Raw genomic sequence first — 23,291 nt, forward strand, 5'->3', positions numbered from 1 at the left:
AACTGCCGTGCCCGTGGAAATCGCTCTGCGATTCCCACCGCCACTTGGAAAACGCTGCGCGTTTCCCACAGTTTCCACAGCCTCGACGACGGTCGATCTCGATGTCTTATCGGTGGACCAGACTCGGAGGGGAGCAGGATAGCCGGCCAAACTTCGGTGGCCATCTTGCCATCGATCGAGCCTTCGGGATTGCTAGAGATTCCACTTTGTCCACTGACCGCCAGAATCGAACTGAAGCCAAGCCATAGGATCAGGGTCAGCTGCAACAACCGACCTGTTCGAATCCTCAGAAGTCGCTGGGAAAGTCGTCTAGCACCAAGCAGCATAGGTGAAATCCGTAGTCGTAGCAGGCAAACACGAATTCGAAGCAGGCGTCGGCGGGGAGAGTGTAGAAGTCTGCCTGACAGGACATCGGGATTCCCTCGAGCAGGCGAAGAAGTTTGTCTGCACTACAGAATTTTCACTTTGACCGTATTGAATCATAATATAATTTGTAATCGGATCGATCAACGGCCTGACTCGTTCTGATGCTGGACTCCCGGGTGGCATCAGCGCCTATCCAGGACCCCGCAGGAAGAAGCCCTGCACGTCTGCGACAGGACGAATTTGGGAGGGGCTGATGCCTAGGAGATCTTCTACAACGCCGCCGGCCAGGTGGCCTCGGGCAGCGGCAGGCCCGGGCGGGCGAGGAGGAAGCCCTGGACGAAGTCGACGCGGGCGGACTCGACGGCGGCGAGTTCGTCGACGGTTTCGATGCCTTCGGCGACCACCCGAGCGCCCATTTCTTTGCACAGCCGGACGATGGAGCACACCAGGCGGAAAAGGCGGGAGCCTTCGCGCAGGCCGGCGATGAGCTGGCGGTCGAGTTTGACGATGTCCGGGGTCAAGTCTGAGATGTAGCGCAGGTTGGAGTAACCGGCGCCGAAATCATCGACGGCCAGCTTGACCTGCTTTTTGCGGATCTCGGAGATCACGCCGTAGCACTGCTCGAAGTAGATGAGCGGCGCCGATTCAGTGATTTCCAGGTACACCTGGTGTTTGTGCCAGAAGATCGGATCATCCGGCCGCACCAGCCAACCCTGGTCGAACTCGTTGGGGTTGACGTTCAGGAACAGCGGCCAGGAGGTGCAGATCTTGGTGGCCTGGATGCGGTGCATGCGCCCCAACTCGCCCACCCGTCCGGCGCGCACGGCGACGGCGTAGAGGTGCTGCGGGCTCTCGAAGATCGGGAAGGGCGAGCGCGCCAGGGCTTCGTAGGCGAAGACCTTGCGGGTGCGCATCTCGACGATCGGCTGAAAGGCGATGCGCAGCAGTTTCCCTTCGATCAGCTTGTTGAGTGCTTCGATCTCGTCCGTCGGGCTGGCCGGGCCAGGCGGTGTCGCGCGCTCCGTGTCGTCGGGCGGCGCTGCGGTGACTGCCGGTTCAATGGGATCCATGCATCTAAAAGCATAGCAGAGGAGAAATCTCTCTCGCCCTCGCCCCGGTGCCTGTTCTGGGAGCGGATCGCAGAGTGCCGAAGAGTTCTTCAGCACCTTGTACTGAGCCCGGAGGGCGAGGCGGCGGCTAGGCGCCCCCGACGGAGCCGCCGTGGACGGGGTGAGCCTGAAGAGATTTGTTTTTTCAGGTGAGGGGCGGACCGCGTGCGGGCGCCTAGCCCCCCTTATGAGAAGACTAGCAAGGTGGCTGAAGTCATGCGCGAAGCGCCGTTTCAGCCGACTTGCTAGTGGACGGCGCAGTGGTTGTCGGCCAGGGCGTTGGCCATGGCCTTGGCGCTGGCGAAGCGGTCCGCCGGCTCTTTGCTCATGGCGCGCTCGACCACCGCCACCAGGTCCTCCGGTAGGTGGGGATGGATCTCTCCCAGCGGCGGCGGCTCTTCGATCAGCGCTTTGCTCAGGATGGCGGCGGAGCTTTCGGCGCGGAAGGGTTGGCGGCCGGCCAGGGTGGCGTAGAGGGTAGCGCCGAGGGCGTAGATGTCGGTTCGCGGATCGATGTCGTCGATCTCGCCCAAGGCCTGTTCCGGTGCCATGAAGGAGGCGGATCCGATGATCGGGCGCGCCACCCGTGGCGCTTCCGCCAGGGCGATGCCGAAATCGATCACTCGGGCGTACCACTGGCTGCCCCGGCGCTCGATGAGCAGGTTGCGCGGGTTGAGGTCGCAGTGCACGATGCCGCTGCGGTGAATCGCTTCCACCGACTCGCAGATCGCCTGAAAGACTTCCAGTTTGTCCGACAGGCCCATCCGCGAACGCATCTTCAGCAGCGGTTCGCCGGCGACGCGCTCCATGGCGAAGTACGGTCGGTCGCGGTAGGTGCCGGACTCGTAGGCCGCCGGTACCCACGGTCGACCGACCCGCCCTTGCAGGCGCGCCTCCTCCGCCGGATCGGTCTCCGGGCAGTGGAAGAACTTGAGGGCGACGGTGCGCTGCTCGACCGGATCCCAAGCGTCGAACACCGTGCCCATGCCCCCCTCGCCCAGGGTCTCGAGGTTGCGGTAGCGGAAGTCCGTCCCGAAGGAGCGCGGAGCCGGTAGGGATCGCGGTCCGCCGATCCGCTCGGTACGCGGCAGAAGGGGCTCAGAGGTGTGGTGGATTGAGGCGGGCATCGGTCTTCTCTCGGCGTTCTAGTCGAGAGTGCGCCGCCTCGGCGAAACATTTCATGTCGTTCGGTGAATAAAAGAAGGCCGGCGAAGTGCCTCCGCCGGCGATGCCTTCGTCAACCTGAGATCAAGGCCCTACTTGGAAATCGAGACGGTCCAGTCGGCGTTGAGGGTGACGGTGGAGTCGGGGTCGGTGAACGGGCCGGAGTCCGCCTGCGGGTTCTTGGAGCCGGTCTTGTTGAAGTGGACGTTGTAGGGGAAGGTGGCTACCGGGGTGAAGGTTTGGCTGTCGCCCGGCTGACCGGCTGGGGCGAGCTGTCCTTTGTAGCTCTCATGCTCGAGGTAGGCGTCTTCGGGATCGGGATCGGTGCCGCCCCCGGTTTGATCGAAGTCGACGGGATCCGTTGTGCCATTGTCTACTCTCATCTCAAACTCCTATCATCATTGAAGATACCGACCGAAGCCGGCTTTGAAGGCGAAGGCTCAACGCCATTCGCCGTGAAACACAAAGGGCGCCCAGTAGTACGGGGAACTCCATCGCTCCGATCGCCAGAGTACGGCCTGTGCCCAGCGTAGGGCTTCCGCCGGGGATTGGCCGTCTTGCAGCATGGCGCGGTAGAAGTTCTCCATCAGGGTTGCCGTGGCGCGGTCTTGGACCTGCCACAGACTGGCGACGACGCGCGGTGCGCCGGCATACATGAAGCCGCGGGTCAAACCGATCATTCCTTCGCCGCGCAGGTGTTTGCCGAGGGCTGTTTCGCAGGCGCTCAGGGTCACCAGGTCGGCGGACAGGTCGAGGTTGTAGATGTCGTGTAGCCGCAGAAAACCTTCCTGGCTCTCTCCGTTCTCGTCGACCAGGGACATCACCAGGCCCGAAAGGGCCGGCACTTCGGTGTTGAGAACGCCGTGGGTCGCCAGGTGGATGCGGCGGTAGTCGGCGAGGCCGCCTTGGGTAGCGAGTTCCCGCCGGGCGGAGAAGTCGAGGGCCTTGAGCAAGCCGTCCTGCGGGACCAGCGACGCGATTTTCTCGGCCTCCTGGCGTGAGAAGTAAAGCCGCCGGAATTCGAGTTCACCAACGCCGGAGCGCAGGGTGGCCTGCTCGGCGGCCCGCTGAGCCTGGCGCACCCGGCGGTCGTCGCCGCGAAACACCGGGTCGGCGATTACCGCCAGCTCGCCGGTAGCGGTGGGTCGGTCGGCGACATCGCGCCGTAGGCCTGCCAGCACGGAGGCCGACGGCAGGTGGATGGTGACGTGCCGCGCCACCATCGGCTCTTGAGTGGTCGTATCTGGGGCGGTTGCATCTGGGGTGTTTGCAGCCGGGGCGGTCACCGGCAACGGCAGGGCGGCGAACGGGATGAAGAGCAGTGCACCCTCGGCTACCACCACGACGCGGCGGCGTTCGAGGAGTGGGCCCGCCGGCGCCAAGAGGGCGGCGGAAAGCCGCACCGACACCGCACGGAGATCCTCCTCGGCTCGGGCCAGGCGAGCCGCCCGCTCAGCGGCGGACTCGTCCGCCACGGGACGGTTGGGCTCGGTCAAGAGTTCGTAGAACCGCCGCGCTTCGGCCTCCAGGATTGCGGCCCTTGGCAGGGGGTGGGCGACGACCTGATCCTGGGTGACCGTCCACAGAAAGCTACGCTCCTCCCCCAGGCCGTACTGCAGGAGAACGGTCTTCTCATCCAGCAACCGCTGCAGGTCCGGTACGGCGAGGGGCGTCGGTTGGGTGAGGGAGGCGTAGTGCGGGTTTCCGCTCCGGATGCGCTCTTCGAGGGCGCGGTTCTCTAGCCGGAGGTCGCGGACGCGGCCGCTGATCCCCTGGATTTCCGCTTCCGTTGCGCCGCCGGCGAGGGCTTCGATGCGCTGCCGCTCGGCCTCGTTGAGGCGGATGCGCAGCGCTTTCTCCTGCTCTAAGAGAGCGGGGTCGAGACCTTGCCGAATCTCGCCTCGAATCTCTTCCAGGGCATCGAGTAGGGTGCGTGCTCGGGCGCGTTCGTTGGCCTCCAGGGCGGCCAGGTGGTGGCCGGCGGTGGGCTCTCGGAGGTGCATCTCCATCAGCAAGTCGATGTAGGCCTGGTAGAACTTCGTCTTGGAGGCCAGGAAGGAGGCTCGCAGATCGTGCACGGCGACGGTGGCTCGTAGGGAGTCGATCAGGTCGAGGCTCTCGGCCATGTGCCTTCGAGCCACTTCCAGGCGGCCGAGGCTGCGCTCGGTGCGGGCAAGCTGGAAGAGGACGGCCGATTCGATGCGGCGGAATTCCCTTGTCTGCACTGTGGAGCGCACCGTCTCCAGCACCTCGAGGGCGGCTTCCGCCTGGCCGGCGTCGTGGAGGACCTCACCGAGGCGCAGGTCCGCCACCGCCTGGACGTAGGTGTCGCCGAGCTGCCGGGCCGCCTGCTGGGCTTTGCGGGCGAGGGCGAGGGCCGCCTCGGTGTCGCCGAGGGCCGAGTGGGCGTGGCTCAAATTGACTTCGGTGATGATCCGCTTGCGAGGTGCGTCGATCTGGGCGAGAAGTTCGAGACTCTGCTCCATGTGGCGCCGGGCCGATTCGGCATCGTCGAGGGCGAGGTAGGCCCAGCCGACGTTGTCCAGGGCCTTGGCTTCGAAGGCGCGGTCGCCGAACTGGTGAGCCAGCTCCGCCGCTTGGCGGTACAGATCCACTGCCTCCTGCGGTTCGCCTAGGCGGTGGTGGAGGGTGGCCATGTTGTTGAGCGCGAAGGCTTCAACCCGCCGGTTGCCCATGCTGCGCGCCTGCGCCAGCACCTGGTGAGAAAAGTCGAGCGAGCGGCGCATTTCGCCCAACAGACTATGCAGGGTCACCAGGTTGTTGAGGGCGCCGGTCTCGCCCAGCCGGTCGCCGTTGGCGCGGGCCAATTCCAATGCCTCTTCGAGCAGGCGGATCGCCTGTCGGGATTCGCCCTGCTGGCGCAGGACCCGGGCCAGGTTGTTGAGGGTGCGCCCTTCACCGCGGCGATCTCCCGTTTGACGGCGCAGGGCGAGGGAGCGCTCGAAGAGCCGTCGCGCCACCGCCAGATCGCCCTGACTCAGCCGCACGCTGCCCAGGGTGTTGAGGGCCGTTCCCTCGCCGCGGGCGTCTCCCAGCTCTCGAAACAGCTCCGCTGCACGGTGCCCGTGGTCGAGGGCTTCGTCTCCTTCGCCCGCTTTGTTGGCGGCCGTAGCCAAGCTGTTGAGAACGGCCGCTTCGCGTTCTCGATCACCCACCCGGCGCCACAGAAGGAGGGCTTTGCGGTAGGGGTCGAGTTCGGCGCGGGTTTCTCCCAGCGAGCGGTGGAGGTAGCCGATGTTGGTTTGGGCTTCGGCCTCGCGCCGGGTATCGGCGAGTTTGCGCCACAGCAGGAGCGTCTCGCCAAAGCGCTCGATGGCCTGCCGCCGGCTCTCGCGGCTGCCGGCGGCCCACAGGGAGCCCGCCTCGAAGGTCAAACGCTCGGCGTCCACCCGGGAGCGGTCGTCGGTCCTCTCCGGCCGGTGTTCGATCAGCTCCAGACGGTAGGAGCCGGCCGCGTCCTCCGGGTATTCGGAAGCCACCACCAGCTCGAATTCGCCGGACGTCTCGATCAGCGCCAGCAGGTTCTCTTCGCCCTGCGAGCCGTTGAGGCTGTCGGTGCGGGCGACCTCCTGGCCGTTCGAGAGCCGTCGCAGAAAGAGCACCACGTCAATGCCCTTCTGTTCCGCTCGCACGTGCAGGAACTGCTCGGCGGTGGAATGGAGACGGTAGACGTGAGAACTGCCCCCGGTGAGCTGCCGCTCGACCGGCGTCGAAAGCGGCGACGGATCTTCGCTTGCCACCATCGCTTGGGCGATGATCACCGGAAGCCCTAGGACCACCGACGCGAGGAGGATTGAGAGGGTCGACTTCACTTGCAGGTTGAGCGCCCCGTGGTTGTCGTGGGTGAGACCGCCTTCGAGTGTAGCGGTGCGGGAAGGGAGATCCAAGATCGATTTTCCACGGATAGCGGGGAAAATTCACCGAATCTTGCGGGTAGGTTGCGAGATTTGCCTACCTACTCACAGCCCGGGGCCGACCAGCCGTCTGCCCGTCCTACCGCGCGGACGCCTAGGGATTGACGATGCGGAACTCAAAGTTGCCGACCAGCTCCGCCTCGGCGCCCTGAGAGCGGCCGTGGAGAAGCACCTCGTGGCTGCCGGCGGAGAAGAGGTCGGCGGGAATGTCGAGGGTGACGGTGGTGCCGCCGTCGCCGGTCGCGCCTTCGATCCCCGCTCGGCTCCAGCGTTCGGCGCCGTCCGGACCGAACATCACGGCCACGTAGCTGGAGAAGTCCTCGAAGGCGCCGGTTTCGAGCGTCAGCTCGATGTCTTCCGCATCCGCCGGCAGGGCCAGTTCTCGCGGGCCGACGGAGGAACGCAGCGCCGCGGCGAGGACGAAGGACGCCCGGCGCGGTGGCCGGGTACGGCGCTTCGCGAGTTGACTTTCGAGTTCCCGCACCTGGCCCTGGGTGCGCTCGAGTTCCTTCCGAAGGGCTTCTTGAGCTTCCTGAGCGGCCGCCCGCTCGCCAGCCAAATCCGACCGGGAACCGGCCTCGCGCGACAGCAGCGCTTCTCGCTCATCCACCCAGGCGGTACGTTCGTCCTCGACCTGCGCCAGGCGGTCTTCGAGCACCTGACTGCGCTGGAAGAAGACGCTGCCGGCGATCAACAAGGCCACTGCCGCGGCGGCGGCCAGCGGGGCAAAAACGCGCTCGAAGCCTCCGAAACGGCGGGCGCCGCCGATTACCCGGGCGGGTGGTGGCGGAGCGGTGGCCCGATCGCCGCCGGTTTCGCCGGCCACCTGGCGGAGAAGGCGCGCGAATTCCTGGCGATCCTGTTGCTCGGAGGAGCGCAGGAGCCGATTCTCGAAAGCGTGACGCTGCTCCGGTGTCAGCTCACCGGCGGCGTAGGCGTCGTGCAGTTCGCCTTCGGCGATCACTGCCTGTTCGAAGAGCTTCGGTTCCGCGAGTAGACGCTCTTCCAGGCGATTTCGTTCATCTTCCGGCAGTTCGCCGAGGAGATACTGGGTCAAGTTCAGTGCGTCGTTCATCCTTCTAGCCTCCAATGGAGCCCCTTGTCGTGCGGGCCTTCATGCAGAAGTGTCGAACGACTGAAATTCGTTTCATCAGACCGCCGAAGTTTTCTTGACGCAGCGCTCTACCCGCTGCCGTAAACGGTGGACTCGGATGCGCAGTGCGTTGATCGGAATGCCGAGTTCCTCGGCAATCCGTCGGCGTCGACGGATGCGTTCGCCCTTCTCTCCGCGGTGGTACTCGAGAATCAGTTGGTGCTGGTCGGAACCGAGTTTTTCGAGGCAGGACCGGAGATCCGCCAGGCGAGGGTCGTCCTCCTCCGGATCCGGCGGCAGCGGTTCGTGGCGAATGTCCTCCATCACTTCCCGGTCGCGCTTCTGGCGCCGGAGGATCTCCTTGAAGACCAAGTGGGCGACCCCGCAGAAGTAGCGGAAGGGATCCTCCGAGCGGATTTCGACGCCGCTCGCGATTTTGACCGCCACGCGGTTGATGGTCTCGTCCGCCAGCTCTTCCGGATCGCGGCTGCCGCGCCACTGAAACAGGCGCACCAGCCGGCCGCGAATGTCTTCATAGGCCTTGCCGGCGGCGGCGCGGTCGGGGCCGAGAAAGTCCAGCAGGTGGTCGAAGGCCTCGTGGGTCAGGGTCATCGTTCCAGGGGTCGGACACCAGTTCCGAGAACGCCCAGCCGTGCGCTCCCGTTCATAGAAAATCAAGCAAAACACCGATCGGCTCGATTGTATATCTCCGCGGTAGGCTGAGGTGGTGGAAACGCCGCCGATTCGTCGCATCCTGCATTGCGATATGGACTGTTTCTATGCCGCCGTCCATGTGCGGGACGACCCTTCCCTGGCCGGTCTGCCGGTGGCGATCGGCGGGAATCCTTCCGGTCGCGGGGTGGTGGCGGCGGCGAGCTACGAGATTCGCCGTTTCGGGGTGCGCTCCGCGATGCCGGCGGCGCGCGCCGTCCGACTGTGTCCGCAAGCGGTATTCATCCGCCCGGACTTTCCTCGCTACCGCGCCGAATCGCAGCAGGTCTTCGAAATTCTTCGCCAATTTACTCCGCTGGTGCAGGCGGTCTCGATCGACGAGGCGTTTCTCGACGTAACGGATCACCTCGAACCCTGGGGCAGTGCCACGGCGGTGGCGAAGGAGATCCGCCGGCGGGTGGCGGAGGAACGAAGACTGACCGTCTCGGTGGGGGTCGGACCGAACAAGCTGGTGGCCAAAATCGCCTCGGACCACGACAAGCCCGACGGCCTGACGGTGGTGCGGCCGGAGCGGGTGGCGGAATTTCTCGGCCCCCTCGCTGCCCGCCGCCTGCACGGCGTGGGGCCGGCGACGGAACGCTCCCTGAAGCAGCTCGGGGTGGAGACCATCGCAGATCTGCGCGCCCTGTCGAAAGACTTGCTGGGCGCCCGCTTCGGCCGCTGGGGTGAGGCTCTGTGGCGCTTTTCCCGGGGAATCGACCACCGGCCCGTCACCACCCACCGGGAACGCAAGAGTCTGTCGAGCGAGAACACCTACGCCCAGGACCTGGAGACGCTGGAGCAGATGGACGCGGAGATCGGCCGGCTGGCGGCGCAGGTGGCGAAGGGACTGGCGAAACGCGAGCTGTTGGCCGCCACGGTCACCCTGAAGGTGCGGTACCAGGACTTCTCGACGGTCACCCGCTCTCGCACCCTGGGGCTGCCCACCGCCGATGAGGAGGTCATCCGCTGGCACGCCACGGACCTGCTGCGCCGCACCGAAGCGGCGCAGCGGCCCGTCCGGCTCCTCGGGGTGGGGGCCTCGAAGTTGGCAGCAGGCGATCCGTCCCAGCTTTCGCTTTTCGATGGATAATCTCCCTGCACCAACCCCCAGAGCGTCATGACTTCAATTCTCTTCTTCGGATTCCTCATCGGACTGCGCCACGCCCTGGAGGCAGACCACCTGGCGGCGGTGGCGAGCCTGGCGACCGGCAGACGCAGCTTGGGGAGTACCGTCCTGCGGGGCGCCGTGTGGGGCGTGGGCCACACCTTGACGCTGCTGCTGGTCGGCGGCATCTGCCTGCTTCTCGGAGTGAGGGTGCCGGAACATCTCGAACGGATGTTCGAGGGCGCCGTCGGGGTGATGCTGGTGGCTCTCGGGGTCGAGGTGCTGTGGCGGCTGCGCCGGCAGCGGGTGCACATCCATGTGCACCGCCATAAGGACGGCGTATCGCACGTCCACGCGCACCGCCACGAAGTGGGCGAGGTGCACGATCCGGAGGACCACGAACATCCGCATCCGGAGGGCTTTCCCCACCGCGCCCTCGCCATCGGGCTGGTACATGGCTTGGCCGGCTCGGCGGGTCTCTTGCTGCTCGCCGTCGGCACCGTCGGCACGCCCTGGTTGGGCATCTGGTACATCGTCCTCTTCGGCGTCGGTTCAGTGGCCGGGATGGCGGTGCTGTCGGCGGTGATAGCGGCGCCCTTCCGCTTCTCGCACCGGCGCCTGGCGGGCCTGGCCAACGGCCTCGAAGGTGCCCTCGGGCTGGCGACCATCGCCCTCGGCCTGTGGGTCCTGGCGGCTCAGATCGGAGGTTGGTAGGGAGCCTGAGAAAGGGCCAGGCCGATCTTCCGCTCGCGTACTTGCCCAGTGCTCTAGTAGGGTGCTAGGAGTACCTCTGGTCCCGTCAGCGCGCTCCGAGCCTGAAAGGCGAGGCGGCGCCGGAGGCGCCGGGGACGGGGTGAGCCTGAAAATCTGGGTTTTCAGGCGAGGGGGCGCCCAGCCCCCTCAAGAATAGAGCTAGCAGGGCAGCTGAAATGATAGGCCGAAGGCATTTTTCAGCAACCTGCTAGCTGGGTAGTGTTCACGAAACACGACGGATCGATCCAACGTGGGAGGTGCCATGCCTTTTTCCTTGAGTGAGCGTCAGCAGACGGCGGTGTCCGCCGCGGTCACGATTTTGGCGGCGGTGGTGATTTTGGCGGCCGTCGCGGCCCTCCTGTGGCTCTTGGGCACCTTCGTACAGCGGTTCTCCAACGTACTCTTGCCGCTGGCGGTGGCCGGGGTGGCGGCGCTGGTGTTCAACCCCTGGTTCGAATGGTTGCGGGACCGCGCGAAGCTGCCGCCGATCCTGGCGGTGGCGGTGGTGTTTCTCTCGATCCTTCTGCCGATCGTGGGATTTCTGTGGATTTTTGGCGCTTTGATCGTCCACCAAGTGACGGACCTCATCGCCGGCTTCCCGGAGTGGTGGTCCGGCCAGCTGGCCTCCATCAAGGAGCGCGTTCCGCGGGTGGCGCAGTTCTTCAACGAGAATCCCTGGGGGCAGCGGATCCGAGCGGCCCTCGAAGGTCAGGAGGGCTCGCTGATGCACGGTGTCCAGGTCTTCGGCGACAAGGCCCTCTCCGCCGGCGGCATCCTGCTGCGCGGCGTCGGTGCGGCCCTCGGGTGGGCGGTCTTGCCGGTCTACTTTGCCTTTTTCCTAATGGCCGAGGCGGACAACCTGGGCAAACTGGAGAACCACCTTCCCTTCCTTAAGGCCGAAACCCGCCGCGACCTGGTGTATCTGGTGCGCGAGTTCGTCAGCATCATCGTGGCCTTCTTCCGCGGCCAGTTGATCGTCGCTTTCCTGCAGGGCCTGCTCTTCGCCATCGGCTTTTCGCTCATCGGCCTCAAGTACGGCTTCGTCCTCGGCCTCGCCCTGGGGTTCCTCAACATCATTCCCTACCTCGGCAGCATCGTCGGTTTGGGCGTCGCATTGCCGCTGGCGCTCTTCCAGAATGGCGGTGGTTGGGTACTGGTGGCCCTGGTGATCGCGGTCTTCACGGCGGTGCAGATGATCGAAGGCTATGTACTGACCCCCAAGGTGATGGGCGATCGCACCGGGTTGCACCCGATGGTGATCATCGTAGCGGTGTTCTTCTGGGGCTCCGCCCTCGGCGGCATCATGGGCATGATCCTCGCCATCCCGCTGACGGCTTTCCTCGTCGTCTTCTGGCGACTGCTGCGTGAGAAGTACATCCAAGAGCTGGTGTAGAAAGTTCGGCTGCGCGAGCACATGCACCCGCGTCCGCTGCGTAACTTGGCCCTTCCGCTCCTCGACGAACTACCAGTGCACCTGCGGTGCTCCGGGGCCAAAGTCCCTGCGGCTACGGGCGCCTGCACTCGCTCGCTTCGAACTTTGTGAGCTACGGGCTCACCGACCTCGCAGTCGGTCGGTTTGCCGTCTCTCCCGCTTGGTGGGCCGGCCGGCGCCGGCTTCTCGTTGGACGGCCGGTCGGCGCATGGCGCGGGCGATGGGGTCGGAGGGGGGTGGGGGCGGGCTTTGGTCCTCGTAGAGTTCCCGCGCCAGAGCTTTGGCGACTGGCTTGTCGGCCAGTTCCTTGACCACCAGGATGCGCGTCCAGTCGCCTTTTTCCACCTCGATGGTGTCGCCGATCTGGAGGAGCCGGTGGGGTTTGGTCGAGTTGCCGTTGACCCGCACCCGGTGGAGGGTACAGGCGCGGGTGGCCTGGCTGCGGCTCTTGAACATGCGCGCCACCTGCAGCCACTTGTCCACCCGTACGCTCTCCGGTGGGTTGTTCATGGAGGCGAGTCTTTCATCTCGGCAAGGGCCGTCGCCAGGGGTTCTTTGACCCTGGAATGGGCCACGTCTAGGGCGTTCTGGCCCTCGCTGCCGACGATCCGTGGATCGGCGCCGGCGGCGAGCAAGGCGTCCACCCGTTTGGGACTCCCGATGTTGGCGGCGATCATCAGGGCGGTGGCGAGGGGAGCGTCCCGCTGGGCGTCGACCTCCGCGCCGGCGGCGAGCAGGGGCTCGACCAGCCGGACGCTGCTTGCGGACGCCAGCATCAGGGCCGTGCTGCCGTCCTGGTCGCGGCGCTCCGGGTCGGCGCCGTGCGCCAGCAGCAACTTCATCCACTCCGGACGCCGGGCCGCGATGGCGTACTGCAGCGGGCTGCGGCTGCTCCCGTCGCGACTCTCCGGATCAGCGCCGGCTGCGAGCAGCATGCGGGCGATCTCCATGGAATCCGACTCCAATGCCAGGCGCAGGGCGGTCTGGCGCCGTTCGGCGTTGGGGGTCGCCCCCTCGGCAAGAAAGGTGGCGACGACCTCCGGCTGCTTCGAGGCCACCGCCGCCAGCAGGTTGTCCTCGGTGGTGTCCGCCAACAGATGCGGATTCAAGCTGATGAAGATCCCGATCCCCACCGCGATGGCTGAGAAAATCGAGCCCCAGGCCGCTCCGGCGGCGACGAGCGCTTTGATGATGGTGCCTAAGGAGCGACCGTAGAAGGCGACCACTGCCACCACCAGGTAACCGATCAGCACGACAATACTGCCTTGGGACACCTGGCGGAAGTTCCAGATCTCTGCCGGTAGGACGAACGAGGGCAGGTAGATGAGCGACCCGAGGAGCTGAACGTGGCCGAAGGCGAAGAGGGCGAAAACCGCCGTCTCCGCCACATGCAGCCGGTGGCGCCGAAAGAGGAGCTGGCAGGCCAGGGTAAAGGGAATGGCCATCGCCAGGGTGATCCACAGGCTGTGGTCGAAAGTCCATTCGACGAATCTCGCGAAGAAGACCTGAGCCGCCGGCGGGATGCCCTCCTGGGCGAAGAGCGATGCTTCGATGCCGACGTCCGCGAAGCGGCTCGACAGCCGGTGGAAGATCAGGCTGATCGCCGTGGCAAGGACCAGGTAGGTGAAGGGATTGAGCACCTGCCGCCGCCGGCCGGCGAGGTACTGGCGGATCGTCGTGCCGGGCGCTACGGTCAACGCTTTGGCGGTGCCAAGGAAGCCCCGGTCGAGGTTGAACAAGCGCTGGACGAACTCGGCAAAGAGGGAGCCGAGGGACAGGCGCTCGGTGCGGTGCCGTTGACCGCAGGCGGCGCAAAAGGGGCCGTCCAAAGCGGCTTCGCAGTTGGCGCAGGCCGCGGGTTGGGCCGGCTTCCCGGCTGCAGGTTGCGGGTGGGGGAGCGGGTCGACGTTCATGCCCAGGCGGTCTTCGGTTCTCGACTCAGGAGCGGGCCCTGGCCTTCGTTTTCTTCTTGCGGGCTTTCGCGCGGCGATACTCCAGGGTCTTGCGGATGTAGTCCGAGGCGTTTGGTGTCTTGCAGCTCGTCTCGCCGTGGTCGACGTCCACGCCGCCGATCCGGCCGGCCGCTGCCAGCGCTTTGGTGGTGAGGTTCGGGTTGCGCACGCCGATCGCGATCAGCGCTTGGTTCATGGCGTGGCGGGTGCGATTGGGACGTTGGTGGATCTCTTCTTCGATCTTCACCAGGTGGCCTTCGAAGTAGGCGTCGTCCAGGTCCGGATCGTCCTGCGGGACGGAAAGGGCGAGACCCGCCAGCACGTTGAATCCCACCTGGCCGACGAAATCGCTCTTCGAGCGGGTCCACACTTCCGCCTTGCGCCGGGCGTGGGGCGAGCGGGCGACCAGCTTGGAGAAGGCGTCGGCGAGGACATAATTGCCGATCTTCCGGCACAGGCCGTCGAGGTCCCGCAGACCGAAGCGTTGAGGATCCGCCACCATGGTGGCGAGGACTTGGGCGTCGTGGTTGCCGGTCGCCCACAGCTTGTCGGCGATCTCCTGATTGGTGCCGATGGCCCTGGTGAGCTTGCCGAGGTGGGCGAGGCTCACCCCGAACTGCGGATCCTTGACGCCGTGGCGCGCGTAGACCTTGCGGTTCTGGGCGGTGCCGGCGGCTTCTAGCTGCTTCAGGGCTTGATCGAAATTCAAGGGGATGCCTTTCTGTGGAGCGAGCTATCGAGTCGCTTCATTCTTACCGGCCTCGACGCCGAACGCAAAACGAGCCGGGACGTCCTCCTCGGACGCCCCGGCTCGCCGAGAGATAGCTGGCAGGCGGATCAGAAACTCGTCATCAGCCTACGACCGAGCCCGGGGGGCGGGCGTAGGCCCGCCGAGGGCGGGGGCGAAGGCGAAAAATCGCACTTTTCCCCTGAGGGGGGCGCCCAGCCCCCTGAAAGCCCGGCCCTACGGACAGGTGGCGAAGGCGTTGGTGTCGGTCACTGCCGGCGCCGGTGGCCCGGCGTAGTTGAAGTAGATCTTGTTCGCTCCGCCGACGATGTCGAACACCTCCATGCGGTAGAAAACATTGGTGACCGCGGCGCTGAAGATCCAGAAGCGGTTCTCCGGGCCACAGGCGTCGATCGCCTTGACCATCACCTCCCAGTTGTTCGGACCGAAAAACCAGAACAGGCCGGACTCCACCGTCTGGAAGGGCACGACCTTGCCGGTGCCCGATTCGCCGGTGTTGCGACGCCAGGAAATGGTGGTGGAGAAGCGATTCTGCAGGCACAGCACCTCGTTGGTGGTCAAGCAGCCGGTGGTGACCGGGAAGGTGAGGAAGGCGGTGTTGCCTTCGAGGGTGCCGTCGTAGTTGCCGAGGCTGTCGTCGGCGCCGTTCATGCCGTAGACGGCGATCAGGCTCGGCCGCGGGGTAGTGAATTCCTGATTGATGTTGGCGCGGATCTCGTCGATCGACAGGGCGCGGTTCCACAGCCGCACCTCGTCCAGAGTGCCGTCCGGCGGTGTGGCCCAGTTCGGGTCGCGGGCGACCTGGAAGGGGTTGTTGTTGGAGGGAATGGCGCCGGACTCCGCCCACTGTGCCGCCAGGATGCCGTTGACGTAGTGCCGGCGCTCGGCACCGTCGTAGGTCATGGCGATGTGGGTCCAGCGATTGAGCGGGATGGTACCGCCGTCGCGGCTGGAAGCGGTGCCTCGTACATAGGTACGGACGGTGGTGTTGCAGACGCCAAGCCAGTAGGAAGACATCCAGCCCTTGCCGGCGACGCTGACGCAGTCACCGCGGGTGTCGATGTTGACCCAGGCTTCGATGGTCATCTCCGAGCCGGGGTTGAAGGCGTTGTCGTGGGGTACGTTGATGTAGCCCAGGTCGTCGCGGTCGATGATGATCCAGGCGCCATAGGGCTGCGCCGCCACGGGTACCGCCGCGAGGACGGCAGAGAGGAGTAATACCGGGTAGAGAGCTCTGCGCATGTCGATCCCTTTCAATGTTTCCGAGCAAGCTGAAAAGGCTCCCCGCACTTCGAGGAGTCCCGAGTCTGCAATCAGTTCTTCATTCGAGAGGGTTAGTACGCTTCTCGGCCGAATCGTTTCCCCTGGATTGCAGGATAGACATCAAATCTCCGGTTCTTAGCCGGTGAGGAGATCCACGCCGTCGTCGGTCACCACCAGGGTGTGCTCCCACTGGGCGGAGAGGGAGCCGTCGACGGTGACGGCGGTCCAGTCGTCGGCGAGCACTTTCACCCGATAGCCGCCGGCGTTGATCATCGGCTCCACGGTGAAGACCATGCCGGCCGTCAGTTCCACGCCGGTTCCCGGCTGCCCGTAGTGCGGCACGAAGGGATCCTCGTGGAAGGACACGCCGGTGCCGTGGCCACCGAAGGCCTGCACCACCGAATAGCCACGCCCTTCGGCGAGCTGCTGGATGGCGGCGCCGATGTCGCCCAGGTGTGAGCCCGGGTGGATGGTGGCGATGCCCGCGTCGAGGCACTCCTTGGCCGTGTCGACCAACCTTTGGGCTTCCGGCGACACCTCTCCCACCGGGTACATGCGGCTCGAATCGCCGAAGTAGCCTTGGACGACGGAGGTGACATCGATGTTGGCGATATCGCCCTCCTCCAACCGCCGTTCGCCGGGGATGCCGTGGCACACCACCTCGTTGATCGAGATGCAGCAGCTCTTCGGGTAGCCCTTGTAGCCGAGGGTGGCCGGAATGGCCTTGTGGTCCTGGGTGATCTGGTAGATCCAGCGGTCGATGTCGCCGGTGACGGCGCCGGGCACGACGAACTCGCCGACGTCATCCAAGATCTTCTTGGTGAGCTGGCCGGCGCGGCGGATACCCTCGATCTCTTCCGGGGTCTTCAGGCGGATGCCGCTTTTGCGCCGCGGCCGCGCCGCCGCCTTTGCCCGCCGGTCTCCCGCCAGGTGGCACTTCTTGTACTTGAGACCGCTGCCGCACCAGCACGGAGCGTTGCGCCCCGGTACGACGGCCGGGCGTTCGGCGAGGAGAGGATCGTTCATCACGGCGTCCGCGAGCTTACCGCAGGTTCTCTTCAGTGGAGCGGGTACGACCGAACCGTGAGGCGAGGCGGCGGCTAGGCGCCCCCGGCGAAGCCGCCTAGGACGGGGTGAGCCGCGAAGCGGCGAGGGGGCGCCTTGCCCCCTGAGAAACCAATCAGTAGAGGTCTTTCCGAGTTCGGAAGAATCTCTACTTGGGACGGCGGTTCGCCGCCAACTCGCGCTTGCGCATGCGGATGGCCGACGGCGTGACTTCCACCAGTTCGTCCTCGCGCACGAATTCGAGGGCCTGCTCCAGGTTGAGGCTGCGGGCTCCGGCCAGGCGCACCAGCTCATCGGAGGTCGAGGAGCGCATGTTGGTGAGCTTCTTCTCGCGGCAGATGTTGACGTCCAGATCGTTGTTCCGGACGTGCTCGCCGACGATCATGCCCTCATACACCTCCTGGCCGGGGGTGACGAACAGGGTGCCGCGAGGTTGGAGGTTCTCGATCGCATAGGCGGTGGTCTTGCCGGCGCGGTCCGCCACCAGGGAGCCGGTGGCGCGGTGGGCGAAGTCGCCTTGCCACTCATCCCAGCCGTCGAACAGGTGGTTCAGGATGCCGGTGCCGCGGGTCTCCGTGAGGAAATCCGAACGGAAGCCGATCAGGCCGCGGGCGGGAATGCGAAATTCCAGCCGCACCCGGCCGGAGCCGTGGTTGATCATCTGCAGCATGCGGCCTTTGCGGGTGCCGGTCATCTGGGTGACCGGGCCGATGAATTCCTCCGGGCAGTCGATGACCAGGTGTTCCATCGGCTCATGGGTCTTGCCGTCGATCTGCTTGATCAGAACCTGCGGCTTGCCGACGGACAGCTCGAACCCTTCTCGGCGCATCATCTCGATCAGGATGGCGAGCTGCAGCTCGCCGCGGCCGGACACCTGGAAGGCCTCCGGCGAGTCCGTCGGGTCGATGCGCACGGCGGGGTTGATCATCGCTTCGTGCTCGAGCCGCTGGCGCAGCCGGCGGGAGGTCAGGTGCTTGCCGTCGCGGCCGGAGAGGGGTGACGAATTGATGGTGAAGACCATCGAGAGGGTCGGTTCGTCGACCTGGATCAACGGCAGCGGCCGGGGGTCTTCGGGATCGGTGATGGTCTCACCGATGTTGATGTCATCGAGGCCGGTCAAGGCGACGATGGCGCCGGCGCGGGCTTGCCTCGCCTCGACCCGGGCAAGACCGCTGTAGCCGTAGAGCATGGCGATGCGCCCCGGGATCTGCTGGCCGTTGTGTTTGCAGAGCAGCACCTCGGCACCTTTTTCGAGAGTGCCGTTGACTACTCGGCCGACGGCCAGGCGGCCGACGTAGTCGTCGTAGTCCAGGGTGGTGACCAACATCTGGAGCGGCATGTCGGTGTCGTAAGAGGGCGGCGGCACGGTGTGCACGATCTCCTCCAAGAGCGGTAGCAGGGTCGCGTCCTCGCCGTCCGGCTCGCGGCGCACGATGCCGTCTCGCGCGATGGCGTAGAGCACCGGAAACTGGAGCTGATCCTCGTCCGCGTCGAGATCGATAAAGAGGTCGTAGATCTCGTCCAGCACCTCCGCCGGCCGCGCATCGGCGCGGTCGATCTTGTTGACCACCACGATCGGCGGCAGGCCGGCCTCGAGGGCCTTGCGCAGCACGAAGCGAGTCTGCGGCAGCGGCCCTTCGCTGGCATCGACCAGCAGCAGCACCCCGTCGACCATTTTGAGAATGCGCTCCACCTCGCCACCGAAGTCGGCGTGGCCGGGGGTGTCGACGATATTGATGTGGGTGTTGCCGAACTGGATGGCCGTGTTCTTGGCCATGATGGTGATGCCGCGCTCGCGCTCCAGATCGATGGAGTCCATCACCCGCTCGGCCACCTCCTGGTTGTCCCGGAAGGTGCCGCTTTGCCACAGGAGGGCATCGACCAGGGTGGTCTTGCCGTGATCGACGTGGGCGATGATCGCCAGATTGCGTATGTCGTCTCGGGTCGCGAGGGTCATCGCTCGGTCCTTCCAACGGGGATTTGTCGAGGAATCAGCGGGCGAGGCGCGTCCGGCGCCTCGGACAGCGGAAGCTAGCAGACTGCCGGTGCAGTGGCAAGAATGCCCTCAGGAATTCCCGTCCGTGAAGGCCCGCGCCAGGCCGGCGAGGCGCTTGCGGTTGACTCCCAGGTCCGAGTACCCGGTGCGCGAGGCGGAGCGAAAGTGAATGGCCTGCTCGCCGGGCAAAATCTCCAGTTCCAGATCGTCGACGAAGCGGAGCAGCGCCGACCGCACCTCCGCCCGCAGGTAAAAGCCCTCGCCGGGCGTCGCTTCTTGTTCGACGATCTCGGTACGTGGCAGGGCGGCGACGAGGGCCTTGATGCGGTCCCAGGCGTCCATTGCCGGGCCGTCGAAGGGCAGAGGATCGATCCGCTGCTTCGCGCTGCGCGGGGTGCGGCTGGTCACGCAGTTCGGAGATCGGCGGCAGGGCTTGAGGCGGGTCGCTTGGGACATGGCGGATCGGCCTTGGTCCAATCGGCGATTGCGCCGAGAGGCGAGGTATCTCAGGATACCCCTTTCGGTCCGCGTCCGCCTACGCGTGAGGTCGTCTTGCCAGCGGCCGAGCACGCCCGTATGCTCCCGGAATCTTTGTGACCGGAATGCTTCGGAGGAACTTCGCCCATGGCCCAAATCGCCACATCTCACGCCATTTCACCGGCCGCCCGGGAGATCAATGATGCTTTGCCGGTGCCGCTGGCGGCCTGTCTGTCGCCCCTCGGCCGGCGCTCGGTGTATCCGAAGGGCATTCCGTTCCAGGCCGGCGAAGCCCGCGGCAAGACCTACAACGGCACCATCGGCCAGATCACCGACGGTGCCGGCGGCGCCCTACCGCTGCCTTCCCTAGCGGCGGCGGTGTCGGGGCTCGAAGAGGATTTGCGGGACCGAGCGGTACTCTACTCGCCGATTGACGGGCTGCCGGAACTGCGCCGCGCCTGGCGCGGGTGGCAGCGGCGCGAGATCGACTCCGCTGTGCCGTCGAGCACACCGATCGTCACCCTGGGATTGAGCCACGGCCTCTCCCTGGCGGCGGATCTGTTCACCGGCGAGGGCACCGCCGTCGCCGTGGCGGAGCCCTTCTGGGGCAACTATCGGCAAACCTTCTCGACCCGCACCGGCGCCCGGCTGGTGACCGCTCCGGCCTACCGCGACGGAGTCTTCGATGCCGCGGCTCCGGTCAAAGCACTGTCCGGTCTGACCGCCGCCGAGCCGGCGGTGGTCATCGTCAATTTCCCGTCTAACCCCGGCGGCTATTCGCCGACCGACGACGAGCGTCTGGAGTTGATCGCGGCGCTCACCGCCGAGGCGGAGACGCGGCCGCTGGCGGTGCTGTGCGACGACGCCTATGCCGGCCTGGTCTACAGCGACCGCATCTGCCGCCGCTCGCTGTTCTGGGATCTCATCGGAATCCATCCGAACCTCACGCCGATCAAGGTCGACGGCGCCACCAAGGAACTGTCCTTTTTCGGCGGCCGGGTGGGTTTTCTCACCTTTCCCTTCGAGCCCGAATCGCCGGCCGCGGCGGCCCTCGAAAGCAAGGTCAAGTGCCTGCTGCGGGCGACCGTCGGATCCCCCGTGGCGGCGAGCCAGGCGGCGGTGCTGAGCGTCCTCGGCTCGCCGCGGGTGGCGAAGGAGGTGGAAGAGGTTCGCGCACTGTTGGCCGAGCGCGCCGGGGTTCTCGCCGCGGCGCTTGAACTCTGCGACCGTTCGGTGGTGCGGCCGCTGCCTTTCAACAGCGGTTGCTTCGCGCTGGTCGAGCTGCCGGAGGGAGTCGATGCGGAAGAGGTGCGGCGGCACCTGCTGGCGACCGCCGACACGGGGTTGATTTCGGTAGGCGAGCGTTTCCTTCGCCTCGCCTTCTGTTCCGTCGCCGTCGCTGCCCTGCCGGAGTTGGTGCGCCGGATGGAGGCTGGCGTGGCCGCCGTGGCCGGTCGCTGAGGGTTCCGCCGTGGCTGGTCGCTAGGGGTTACATTCTGCGGCCGTTCTCATCGTACTCATAGACTCCCCGGCCGACCTTGCGCCCGAGGCGGCCGGCCTTGACGTGCTGCTCGAGCAGCACGTTCGGCCGGTAGGTTTCGCCGAGGGTGCGGTGCAGGTGCTGGAGAATCGAGAAGCGCACGTCCAGGCCCACCAGGTCGACCATCTCGAACGGCCCCATCGGGTGGTTCAGGCCGAGCTTCAGGGCGGTGTCGATGTCCCCCGCCGAGGCGACACCCTCCTGCAGCATGCGGAAGGCCTCGTTGCCGATCAAAGCGTTGATCCGGGAGGTCACGAAGCCCGGCGCTTCGTTGACGGTCACCACCGTCTTGCCCATCCGCTCGGCGACGGCCTTGAGCAGGTCGAGGGTGTCTTCCGAGGTCTCGAGGCCGCGTACCAACTCGATCAGCCGCATCAGGTGGACCGGATTGAAGAAGTGCATGCCGGCGAAGCGCTCCGGCCGGCCGGAAGCCGCCGCCATTTCGGTGATGGAGAGGCCTGAGGTGTTGCTGGCGAAGGTGGCCGCCGCCGGGGCGTGCTCGTCGCACTGGGTGAACAACTCCACTTTCAGCTCCATGGACTCCGGCGCCGCCTCGATCACCAAATCCGTTTCGGCGACGGCGGCGGGGAGGTCGCTGGTGGTGGCGAGGCGGCCGAGGGCCGCCTCGGCGGCGGCCGCTTCCACTTTGCCCAGTTCCACCCCCTTGGCGAAGTTCTTCTCGATGCGCTGGCGCGCTCGCTCCAGGGCCTCCCGGTGGGGGTCATAGAGGGCCGTGGAGTAGCCGCCGAGGGCCGACACGTGGGCGACCCCTAAGCCCATGGTGCCGGCGCCGAGAACGGCGATGTTCTGGACGGATTCAGACGTGGTCGAGCTCATCGGGTGATCTCCTCCCGCCGGACTTCACCGGCCTGGGGGGCGCTTTGGAATGGTTGATCGTAGGGTCAGGAAGTCGAAGACTCTCGGCCCAGAGTCAGGACATCGGCACGTGCGGCAGTCCCTGGTTTTTCTCTGCCAGGAGCCGCAACTCGTCGGCGATCGCCAGGGCCGTGCGAGCCGCGTTGGCGGCGAGTTCCTGCTTCTCTGCCGTGTCGCAGAGGTTGGCCAGAACGTCCGCCGCCAGATGGTGGTGGCGAACCTCCTCCGGCTGGATGGTCTCGGCATACAGGCGCGCCGTCTCTTCGTCGCCGATGGAGCGGCAGAAGGCGATGAACTGCGCGTTGCGGATCTCCGCGACGGCCTCACCGGCGAAGGGGCCGGCGGCGATGCGCTCCACGGTCCGGCGCAGTGGCCGCAGGTACTGGTAGAGCGCACTGTGGCCGCCAGCGAAGGGGTCGAAGTCGCTCAGGTCATCGCCCAGTTCTTCGAGGCGGCGGCTGATCAACGCGTAGTGCTTCATCTCGTCGCCGCACTGATGGGCGAGGACCAGTTTGGCTTCCACTTCCGGGGTCGAGGGCATCCAGTAGGCGGCGATCTCGCTCGCTTCGAGTTCGCTGGTCAGGGCGAGGCGCAGTAGCGTCTTCACCTCCACCTGGCCCTCGGACTCGGATTCGAGGGTTTCGGTGTCGCCGAGTTGGTCGAAGAGGTGTCGCATCTCCTCTTGAAGTTGGGCGACGAAATCTTTGCCGGTCAGGACGCCGGTCATGTCTAGATCTCCTCCAAAGTGGTGGCTGAAAATGCCGTGGCTCGACTCGTCGATCGCAGTATAACGCCGGCCTGGATGAGCATCGGGAACGGCCCTGGACACCGCTCGGATCTACCGCCGGTCCCGCCGGTCCTCTAATGTTGCCGGAAATGAGGCGAAAAATCCAAATTTCTCTATAATCTGATCCAGAATCGTCTAAACACCTGACCTGTAGTAAGTTCTGGGTACATCCATGGGTATATGTGGAGTTCCAAACGCTTAAAAATCTCGCCCTGATTTTCTTTTATTCTGGAAAAGCGGTTGCAAAAGCGTATAATAACGGAGAGATGGGTTGGAGCTGCTCAGGTTCCACCCTCTTACGCCGGAAGCCTCGGAGAGGGGAAAGGCCCTTTCGGAGGTAGGCGCGGGGCGCGTCGGGCCGGCGTTGGCAGCGAGTTTCGCTTTGAGGTGACCTGGTCTCGCGGAGTTCTTTTGTGGACCGGAAGCTTGCGGAAGCGGAGGAAATCTAATTTTTACCGAGTGAGGGCTAATGTCATGGTGAGTGAAGAACTAGCGCATATCCGGCAGAGTCTCGAAGTTACCCCCGACATCGAAGAGGCCGCGGAGCTGATGAACCTGGCGGGCAATTCGACCCGTTTGAAGCTCCTCTATCTGCTCGACAACATGAAAGAGCTGTGCGTCTGCGACCTCGCAGATCTGCTGGGCGTTTCCGTCTCGGCCGTCTCCCAGCACCTGTCGAAGCTGAAGGCCTACGGCTTGGTGGCTCCGCGTCGCGACGCGCAGACCATCTACTACCGCCTGACGGAGCACGTCTTCAACACCAAGCTGCGGGAGAACTTCTTCAAGCAGTTCCAGGTGTAGGGCGTTTCGCCGTATCGAGCCTCGACCCCGGGTCGGGCTCCTCAAGGACCCGGAAGAAATTCCGGGTCTTTTGTTGTTTTTGGCGGGCGCGAGTTAGAATCGGCGCCCATTCAAA

20 protein-coding genes are annotated in these 23,291 nt (G+C 65.6%); 5 read left to right on the forward strand and 15 right to left on the reverse strand.

The genetic code is table 11. The annotated features are described in order from the left end of the window. Positions 1-635: 635 nt before the first annotated feature. From AAF481_05915 to AAF481_05940, 6 genes are all read right to left on the reverse strand, one after another. Positions 636-1,436, reverse strand: coding sequence for an EAL domain-containing protein (locus tag AAF481_05915; GenBank protein MEM7480688.1), 801 nt, complete (start codon positions 1,434-1,436; stop codon positions 636-638). A gap of 284 nt (positions 1,437-1,720) precedes the next feature. Beyond that, complete coding sequence (locus tag AAF481_05920) at positions 1,721-2,602, reverse strand: serine/threonine-protein kinase (GenBank protein ID MEM7480689.1); 882 nt, start codon at positions 2,600-2,602, stop codon at positions 1,721-1,723. Between the two features lie 129 nt (positions 2,603-2,731). Further along, complete coding sequence (locus AAF481_05925) at positions 2,732-3,022, reverse strand: hypothetical protein (protein MEM7480690.1); 291 nt, start codon at positions 3,020-3,022, stop codon at positions 2,732-2,734. Between the two features lie 57 nt (positions 3,023-3,079). Next, the gene (locus AAF481_05930; protein MEM7480691.1) at positions 3,080-6,547 is read right to left on the reverse strand and encodes a tetratricopeptide repeat protein; all 3,468 of its coding nucleotides are present in this window, start codon (positions 6,545-6,547) and stop codon (positions 3,080-3,082) included. Between the two features lie 121 nt (positions 6,548-6,668). Further along, on the reverse strand, positions 6,669-7,649 hold the full coding sequence (locus AAF481_05935) for a hypothetical protein (protein MEM7480692.1): 981 nt from the start codon (positions 7,647-7,649) through the stop codon (positions 6,669-6,671). Between the two features lie 75 nt (positions 7,650-7,724). Then, positions 7,725-8,279, reverse strand: a complete 555-nt coding sequence (locus AAF481_05940) for a hypothetical protein (GenBank protein MEM7480693.1) — start codon at positions 8,277-8,279, stop codon at positions 7,725-7,727. 115 nt (positions 8,280-8,394) lie between these two features. Here AAF481_05940 and dinB point away from each other — a divergent pair, with 115 nt between their 5' ends. The 3 genes from dinB to AAF481_05955 all read left to right on the forward strand — a co-directional run bounded on the left by dinB (position 8,395) and on the right by AAF481_05955 (position 11,632). Then, positions 8,395-9,471: a DNA polymerase IV gene (gene dinB, locus AAF481_05945; GenBank protein MEM7480694.1), complete on the forward strand. Its 1,077-nt coding sequence runs from the start codon at positions 8,395-8,397 to the stop codon at positions 9,469-9,471. Positions 9,472-9,498: 27 nt separating this feature from the next. Continuing rightward, positions 9,499-10,200: an urease accessory protein gene (locus AAF481_05950; GenBank protein ID MEM7480695.1), complete on the forward strand. Its 702-nt coding sequence runs from the start codon at positions 9,499-9,501 to the stop codon at positions 10,198-10,200. A 301-nt stretch (positions 10,201-10,501) separates the two neighbouring features. After that, positions 10,502-11,632 carry an AI-2E family transporter gene (locus tag AAF481_05955; GenBank protein MEM7480696.1) on the forward strand — a complete coding sequence of 377 codons (1,131 nt, stop codon included), beginning with the start codon at positions 10,502-10,504 and terminating at the stop codon, positions 11,630-11,632. 159 nt (positions 11,633-11,791) lie between these two features. Here AAF481_05955 and AAF481_05960 read toward each other — a convergent pair whose 3' ends face one another. The 7 genes from AAF481_05960 to AAF481_05990 all read right to left on the reverse strand — a co-directional run bounded on the left by AAF481_05960 (position 11,792) and on the right by AAF481_05990 (position 19,151). Next, positions 11,792-12,181 carry a S4 domain-containing protein gene (locus tag AAF481_05960; GenBank protein MEM7480697.1) on the reverse strand — a complete coding sequence of 130 codons (390 nt, stop codon included), beginning with the start codon at positions 12,179-12,181 and terminating at the stop codon, positions 11,792-11,794. After that, on the reverse strand, positions 12,178-13,584 hold the full coding sequence (locus AAF481_05965) for an ankyrin repeat domain-containing protein (GenBank protein MEM7480698.1): 1,407 nt from the start codon (positions 13,582-13,584) through the stop codon (positions 12,178-12,180). The genes AAF481_05960 and AAF481_05965 overlap by 4 nt, the downstream gene beginning before the upstream one ends. A gap of 25 nt (positions 13,585-13,609) precedes the next feature. Beyond that, positions 13,610-14,332, reverse strand: coding sequence for a DNA alkylation repair protein (locus AAF481_05970; GenBank protein ID MEM7480699.1), 723 nt, complete (start codon positions 14,330-14,332; stop codon positions 13,610-13,612). A 255-nt stretch (positions 14,333-14,587) separates the two neighbouring features. Beyond that, positions 14,588-15,613: a LamG domain-containing protein gene (locus AAF481_05975; protein MEM7480700.1), complete on the reverse strand. Its 1,026-nt coding sequence runs from the start codon at positions 15,611-15,613 to the stop codon at positions 14,588-14,590. Between the two features lie 156 nt (positions 15,614-15,769). Beyond that, positions 15,770-16,660, reverse strand: a complete 891-nt coding sequence (map, locus tag AAF481_05980) for a type I methionyl aminopeptidase (protein ID MEM7480701.1) — start codon at positions 16,658-16,660, stop codon at positions 15,770-15,772. 187 nt (positions 16,661-16,847) lie between these two features. Continuing rightward, positions 16,848-18,656 (reverse strand): translational GTPase TypA, encoded by a 1,809-nt coding sequence (gene typA, locus AAF481_05985; protein MEM7480702.1) that lies wholly within the window; start codon positions 18,654-18,656, stop codon positions 16,848-16,850. A 108-nt stretch (positions 18,657-18,764) separates the two neighbouring features. Next, entirely contained in the window at positions 18,765-19,151 is a 387-nt protein-coding gene (locus AAF481_05990; GenBank protein ID MEM7480703.1) for a DUF1499 domain-containing protein, read from the reverse strand. A gap of 168 nt (positions 19,152-19,319) precedes the next feature. Here AAF481_05990 and AAF481_05995 point away from each other — a divergent pair, with 168 nt between their 5' ends. Continuing rightward, positions 19,320-20,633, forward strand: coding sequence for an aminotransferase class I/II-fold pyridoxal phosphate-dependent enzyme (locus AAF481_05995; protein MEM7480704.1), 1,314 nt, complete (start codon positions 19,320-19,322; stop codon positions 20,631-20,633). 28 nt (positions 20,634-20,661) lie between these two features. Here the strand turns inward: AAF481_05995 and AAF481_06000 are convergent, their stop codons facing one another. After that, positions 20,662-21,549 (reverse strand): 3-hydroxyacyl-CoA dehydrogenase NAD-binding domain-containing protein, encoded by an 888-nt coding sequence (locus tag AAF481_06000; protein ID MEM7480705.1) that lies wholly within the window; start codon positions 21,547-21,549, stop codon positions 20,662-20,664. 94 nt (positions 21,550-21,643) lie between these two features. Continuing rightward, entirely contained in the window at positions 21,644-22,315 is a 672-nt protein-coding gene (locus AAF481_06005) for a ferritin-like domain-containing protein (GenBank protein MEM7480706.1), read from the reverse strand. 534 nt (positions 22,316-22,849) lie between these two features. On the opposite strand from AAF481_06005, the gene AAF481_06010 reads away from it, so the two are divergent. Continuing rightward, a complete protein-coding gene (locus AAF481_06010) occupies positions 22,850-23,176 on the forward strand; it encodes a metalloregulator ArsR/SmtB family transcription factor (protein ID MEM7480707.1) in 327 nt (108 codons plus the stop codon). Positions 23,177-23,291 lie beyond the last annotated feature (115 nt).

It is taken from the genome of Acidobacteriota bacterium, assembly GCA_039030395.1.
Taxonomy (GTDB): domain Bacteria; phylum Acidobacteriota; class Thermoanaerobaculia; order Multivoradales; family JBCCEF01; genus JBCCEF01.